The organism is Sphingomonas sp. CCH9-F2 (assembly GCF_001556735.1).
Taxonomy (GTDB): domain Bacteria; phylum Pseudomonadota; class Alphaproteobacteria; order Sphingomonadales; family Sphingomonadaceae; genus Sphingomonas; species Sphingomonas ginsenosidimutans.
Map to the genome: position 1 here is coordinate 1 of NZ_LSJO01000474.1, position 1,902 is coordinate 1,902.

At 63.2% G+C, this 1,902-nt stretch carries 3 protein-coding genes; 1 reads left to right on the forward strand and 2 read right to left on the reverse strand.

Features of this window, described 5'->3' with window-relative positions:
* Positions 1 to 218, forward strand: a 218-nt coding sequence (locus AX685_RS13190) for a MerR family DNA-binding protein (RefSeq protein WP_156445802.1), incomplete at its 5' end; no start/stop codon positions are given.
* 40 nt (positions 219 to 258) lie between these two features.
* Here the strand turns inward: AX685_RS13190 and AX685_RS21100 are convergent.
* Positions 259 to 777 (reverse strand): hypothetical protein, encoded by a 519-nt coding sequence (locus AX685_RS21100; RefSeq protein WP_231376781.1) that lies wholly within the window; start codon positions 775 to 777, stop codon positions 259 to 261.
* 93 nt (positions 778 to 870) lie between these two features.
* The gene (locus AX685_RS13195; protein ID WP_056432833.1) at positions 871 to 1,827 is read right to left on the reverse strand and encodes a c-type cytochrome; all 957 of its coding nucleotides are present in this window, start codon (positions 1,825 to 1,827) and stop codon (positions 871 to 873) included.
* Between the last annotated feature and the right edge of the window lie 75 nt (positions 1,828 to 1,902).

Here is a 1,902-nt window from a genome sequence, read left to right on the forward strand (position 1 = left end):
TCACGCTCGAGCAGATCGGTGAGCTTCTGGCGCTGGATGCGACCGACGATCGCGCGCGTGCGCGCCAGCTCGCCCATGAGCAGATGGCGGCGCTGGATGCGAAGATCGCCGAGCTTGAACAGGCGCGTGCTTCGCTGCGTCGGCTTGCCAGCGAGTGCGGCTCGGGATCGGCAGGGCCGTGCCCAATCCTGACAGCGTTCGATTCACCGACTGAGTGATCTTTGATTAGCTCCCAGGCGGTCAGCAGGAGATTTCGGATCAGGCAAATAGATCGCCGATCGCACGCATACGGAAGGCGTTGATCCACCGACGTCGGCGATGCTCGCTGGCGTCGTGGCGCATGTGGCACCGCTGGCAGAGTGCAGCGAGGTTGCGTGGTCGGTTATCGCTCGGATCATGGTTCAGATGCGCGCTAGCAAGAACCACGCGCGTGATCCGCACTTGTGAAGGTGGATCAATGCCGACGAAGCCAGGTTGCGCGCATAAGAGGGCGTCGGGCGGCGGCAGGCGGCGAACGCACCTGCCCTGCCCGTTGCGCCACCTGCTTATGTCCTCATCCCACCAAACACCATCGCCCAGATGCAGCACATGACGACCATGCGGGCGCTGACAATGTTCGCAGCGTCCTTTGGCGCGGCCAAACCGGATGAAGGCAGATAGTTCACGCCAGTCAATCGGGTAGAGCCAGCGATGTTCACGCGCGATTGGCATAACAATTCTATGATTCAGTATCGTGGAGAACGAAAGCAGAAAACAGCAGTGACTCAACTTATCCATTACGGCTAGGTCACTAAGCGATTAGCTGACTTGGCTACTCAAGGAATGGTGTCAAAACCGTTCGGTTGTGACACTGGTTAGGAAGCCGAGCGATCAGCTGCCAAGCATTTTTCCGTCAATCTCCTGACCATAATAGTCCCCTTTGGGGTGAAACTGCTTACGTGCGCTCTCGACAGTCCCGGTCTGCCGCGGATCGCGGGGTCGCTCGCGACTATCGACATAGGCGGCGACATCCCACGCCTGCTGATCCGTCAGCGTGTTGCCCTCACCATAAGGCATGTTGGCCTTGATGAACCCGGCAGCCGACGCCAGCCCGGTCATGCCCGCACCCCAATTGTAGGAGCGCGCTCCCCACAGCGGCGGGATAGTATAGCTGCCGTCCGGGTTCGCCTGCCCTTGGCCGTTCGCACCGTGGCATGATGCGCACTGGCCGGCGAACACAATCGCGCCGCGAACCGGATCGTGCCCGATCGGGGTTGTGGCGAGCTTTATGAACCCGCGACCGGGCAGCGGCTTGCCGGATGGCGCGCCGGTCGCGAGCCAGGCGAAATAGCTCTGGAGATCGCGGTAGATATCGTCGCCAAAGGGCGGCGGGGCGCCGGCTTTCGAGGCGGGCGCGTTCATCGAGTAGAGGAAGCAGTCGCGGATGCGATCCTCCATCGTGTTCACCCGGCCGTTCTTCGCGCGATAAGCTGGGTAGCTGACCCAGGCCGCCCACATCGGGGACGCATCGGCCTTCCGCCCGGCATCGAGGTGACAGTTGCTGCACGTCAGGCCGTTGCCGACGTACTGGCCGGCATGAGCCGCGCTCGCGGTGAAGATCAGTCGACCGCGCCGGATCGCGTCGCCGTCCGGCCCGGCGGGGATGGTGCTTTCCGCCGGTGGCGAAAAGGCGGCGTCCGCTGCTACCTCGACGGGTGCCTGCACGGGCGCGTCAGACTGCCCTACCTTGTAGGTGACGACGAGGACGAGCAGCGCGGCGGTAATGGCGAAGATGATACGCTGGGCATCGCCATCATCACCGGGCGTTGGCGGCGTTGGTTCGGTCATTTGCCCGCGCCGAAGTGGTTGAGCGGCACCTTGAGGAACGCTGTGCCGCACGCCTCCGGCTCCGGCAGGCGACCG